Origin of the sequence: Streptomyces oryzae (genome assembly GCF_017676365.1) — a bacterium.
Lineage (GTDB): Bacteria > Actinomycetota > Actinomycetes > Streptomycetales > Streptomycetaceae > Streptomyces > Streptomyces oryzae.
In genome coordinates this window covers 1-3,606 of record NZ_JADKMA010000346.1, presented here as the reverse complement: position 1 = coordinate 3,606, position 3,606 = coordinate 1, and the positions used below count along the sequence as shown (strand labels likewise).

Below are 3,606 nucleotides of genomic sequence, written 5' to 3'. Positions count from 1 at the left end.
CCACCCACCCCTGACCCCGCGAACAAAGGCTGCGCTTGCCCCCTGCTGAGCAGACTGCCCAAGCGCAACGGAAGGAGAGAGACGCGCCCCGAAGGGGCGCGGGGAACGGCGCGACCAGCCACAACGCACCCGCAGTCTGCAAACAACCCCCATGGTCAACCCCGGAATGTCCGAGCGCAGCGGGGAGACGCAGGCGCGCCTCGGAGGGGTGCGGGGAACGGCGCGAGCGGCCACAAACGCGCCCGCAGCCTGCATTGGACGCTCAGGGGCGCCCCCTCCCCAGCAGAAGGAGGGGGCGCCTCTCGGACAGAGGCTGGGGAGCAGATGGCTCAAGCGCAGCGGGGAGACGCAGGCGCGCCTCGGAGGGGCGCGGGGAACGGCGCGAGCGACCACAACGAAACCCGCAGCCCGCAAAGCACAGCCAGGGGCACCCCCTCCCCGGCACCAGGCGAGGGAGGGGCCGCACAGTCCGGCGGGAGTCTTACGACCGCAGCTCCGCGGTCACGCACTTGACACTGCCGCCACCCTTCAAGAGTTCGGTGAGCGCGACGGGTACGGGCTCGTACCCGCGCGCCCGCAACGGCGCGAAGAGCCCCGTGGCCGCCTCGGGAAGGAAAACATGGTGGCCGTCGCTGACGGCATTGAGCCCGAGGGCGAGCGCATCGGCCTCCTCGGCGAGCAGCGCATTCGGGAACAACCGCCCGAGCACGGCCCGGCTGCCGTGCGAGAACGCCGCGGGGTGGTACATCACGTCGTCCGTCTCGGCGTCCAGCACACACAACGCCGTATCGAGGTGGTAGTAGCGCGGGTCCACCAGGTCGAGGCCGATGACGGGGCGGCCGAAGAACTCCTGGGCCTCCCCGTGCGAGAGCGGGCTGCTGCGGAAGCCGCGGCCGGCCAGCAGCCAGGTGGAGGTGACGGCGAAGTCGCCCTCGCCCTCGTTGATGTGGACGGGCTCGGCGACATCGGTGAATCCGTGCGCGCGGTACCACTCCCGGTGCGCGGCCGCTTCTCCGGCGCGCTCGGGGTGGGCGAACCTGGCGCCGAGCACTCTGCCGTCCACGACGGTCGCACCGTTGGCCGCGTAGACCATGTCGGGCAGCCCGGGGACCGGGTCGAGGATCTCGACGGTGTGGCCGAGCGCCCGGTAGCGGTCGCGGAGCGCTTCCCACTGGGCGAGCGCGAGGGGGAGGTCCACGGGTTTGCCGGGGTCCATCCAGGGGTTGATGGAGTACGTGACACGGAAGTGGGCCGGAGGGCACATCAGATAGCGACGGGTTGCGTACATCTCGGGCTCCTCAGGGAACGTGCGTGATGCGGTGCGCCCATAGTGCTCCCTGAGGAGCCCGTTTGTATGGATTGCCGGTCAAGTGCGGGCCCCGCATGGCCCGCATCACAGCCCCGGCTGCTATCCGCGTGACTCCCGCAGCCTGCGGAGCAGTTCGCGCTTCTGGGTGAGCGGGTCGGTACCGCCGCCCGGGCCGTGCCCGCCGCCGTTGCCGCCGCCCCGCAGCTGCTTGCGGGACAGGTGTGCGCGGGTGCCGCCGACGCCGAGCATCCTTCCGCCGCGTCCTTTGCTCATGAAGGTCTCACGTCTCCTCTCCGTGGCCGGGATCTGGCGAGTACGCCGCGGGGACGTGCAGTCCGAGACGTATCGTCTCGCCGCGACAGTCCGAGAGTGCCGCGAGACGAACCGTCTTGTCAAGACGGTTCGTCTCGTCTCATTCCGCTGCTAGATTCGTTCCCATGTCACCCACCACCGCGAAGAGTCCCGATGTCTCGCGCCGCAGCGAGCGTTCCCGTAAGGCGATCCTCCAGGCCAGCATGGAGCTGGTCGGCGAGGTCGGTTATCCGAAGCTGACCATCGAGGCGATCGCCGCCAGGGCCGGGGTCGGCAAGCAGACGATCTACCGCTGGTGGCCCTCCAAGGCTGCGGTGCTGCTCGACGCCTTCACCGAGGTCGTGCACGACCAGGACTACGAAAGCGGTCTCCCCGACACGGGTGACATCGAGGACGACCTCAAGACGGTGCTGCGCGCCACCGCCGACGAATTCTCCGACGCCGCGTTCGAGGCGCCCTACCGCGCGCTGGCCGTCGCCGCCGCCGCCGACCCCGAGCTGGCCGACCAGTTCGTCGCCCGGCTCAGGGAGCCGGGGCTCGAGGTGTACGTCCGGCGACTGCGTGCCGGGCAGGAGGCCGGGCAGATCGACCCGGACCTGGATCTGGACCTCGCCGTCGAACTGCTGCTGAGCCCTTTCCAGCAGCGCTGGCTCAACCGGTCGGGGCCGCTGTCCCACGAGTTCACCGACCGGCTGGTCGAGATGGTGCTGCGCGCCCTCGCCCCGCGGGAAGGCGCGCGCTGAACCCCGGCCCGACGGGCCTACGGCAGGGCCCCGGTGAACGCCAGGGTGCCCGGCCGGTCGGTGACGATGCCGTCGCAGCCCAGCTTCAGCATCCGGTCGCGGGTCGCGCGGGTGTTGACGGTGTGCGACCACACATAGGTGATGCCCGAACGCACGGCCTTGCGGACGTGCTGCTTGGACGTCCGGTGGTCGACGCTGAGCATCGTCACGTACTTCTTCCACCGCTTCGGCTGGTCGCCGGCCAGCTGCCGTGCGGAGCGCCACACCGCGGTCAGCAGCCCCAGCTTGTGGGCTCTGGCCGCCAGCTTCGGATCGTTGGACTCCACCAGGACGGAGCGGGTCAGATGCCGCTCCTTGATGAGCCGGCCGAGCCGGTCCAGCCCTGCCGGGTCCTTCAGTTCCAGCATCAGAAGGGTGTCGCCGCCGAAGCGGTCGAGGATCTCCCGGGCGGCCGGGGGCCGCTCGTGCCGCCACTGCCCCGGAAGGCTGTGGTCGGGGGTGATCCTGACCTTCTGCCACGCCTTCCAGTCCAGTGCGCCGACCGGCCCGTGCTTGTTCGTGGTGCGGTCGAGCGTCGCGTCGTGCATCGCCACCAGCGTGCCGTCGCGCAACTGGCGGATGTCGGCGTCCAGGACGCGCGCGTATCCGCGCCGCTGGGTCGCGAGCATGCCCTGCATGCTGTTCTCCGGGACCTCCAGGGCGCCGCCGCGGTGGGCCGTGAAAGTGGTCCCGGAGAGCCGGGCGCCTCGGGGGATGCGCGCCCCGGCGGCCTCCCCCGGCCTTTTGCGCGCGGCTGCCCCCGGCTTGGCGAGCGCCGGGCCGGCGCGGCTGGCCGCATCCGCCGCTGCCGCTGCCGCCGGTACGGCCGGGGCCGTGGCGAGGGTCAGGGCGATCATCGGGGCCATCGGGACAAACACCGCCTTTGTGACCATGACCCCAAGCTAGGCGGGAGTGGGACGATGCGCCGGGTGGGACGTCCGGCCGGGTGGCCCTCAGGAGTGACGCGGCCGACCCCGCGTACCGGAAAGCGCGTGGGGGAGCGCAGGATAGAGGAGAGACATCCGTGATCCGTGGATTCCCCCTCAGCGCGCCGCAGGGCTGCGTACTCTCGGAGTTCATGGTTCTCGGTCGCGGAGTGAGGCGGTAGATGGAACGCGAGAGCAGGATCGCCGGGTGGCTGCGCCGTCGGGCCGAGCGCGCCGCCGAGCGCGCGCAGCGTGCCGGGGCCGCACGGGGCGGCGC

4 protein-coding genes are annotated in these 3,606 nt (G+C 71.3%); 1 reads left to right on the top strand and 3 read right to left on the bottom strand.

Annotated features, from left to right (window positions below):
* Window positions 1-481: 481 nt before the first annotated feature.
* Both ddaH and ITI46_RS33775 read right to left on the bottom strand, forming a co-directional pair.
* Window positions 482-1,288: a dimethylargininase gene (ddaH, locus tag ITI46_RS33780; protein WP_209243767.1), complete on the bottom strand. Its 807-nt coding sequence runs from the start codon at window positions 1,286-1,288 to the stop codon at window positions 482-484.
* A 120-nt stretch (window positions 1,289-1,408) separates the two neighbouring features.
* On the bottom strand, window positions 1,409-1,582 hold the full coding sequence (locus ITI46_RS33775) for a DUF6243 family protein (protein WP_209243766.1): 174 nt from the start codon (window positions 1,580-1,582) through the stop codon (window positions 1,409-1,411).
* A gap of 164 nt (window positions 1,583-1,746) precedes the next feature.
* On the opposite strand from ITI46_RS33775, the gene ITI46_RS33770 reads away from it, so the two are divergent.
* A complete protein-coding gene (locus ITI46_RS33770) occupies window positions 1,747-2,364 on the top strand; it encodes a TetR/AcrR family transcriptional regulator (protein ID WP_209243765.1) in 618 nt (205 codons plus the stop codon).
* A 17-nt stretch (window positions 2,365-2,381) separates the two neighbouring features.
* Here the strand turns inward: ITI46_RS33770 and ITI46_RS33765 are convergent, their stop codons facing one another.
* Entirely contained in the window at window positions 2,382-3,296 is a 915-nt protein-coding gene (locus ITI46_RS33765) for a glycerophosphodiester phosphodiesterase (protein ID WP_247746998.1), read from the bottom strand.
* Window positions 3,297-3,606: the final 310 nt, after the last annotated feature.

Coding starts and splice junctions, on each gene's coding strand:
- ddaH (WP_209243767.1), bottom strand. CDS start 1,288: ATGTACGCAACCCGTCGCTATCTGATGTGCCCTCCGGCCCACTTCCGT.
- ITI46_RS33775 (WP_209243766.1), bottom strand. CDS start 1,582: ATGAGCAAAGGACGCGGCGGAAGGATGCTCGGCGTCGGCGGCACCCGC.
- ITI46_RS33770 (WP_209243765.1), top strand. CDS start 1,747: ATGTCACCCACCACCGCGAAGAGTCCCGATGTCTCGCGCCGCAGCGAG.
- ITI46_RS33765 (WP_247746998.1), bottom strand. CDS start 3,296: ATGGTCACAAAGGCGGTGTTTGTCCCGATGGCCCCGATGATCGCCCTG.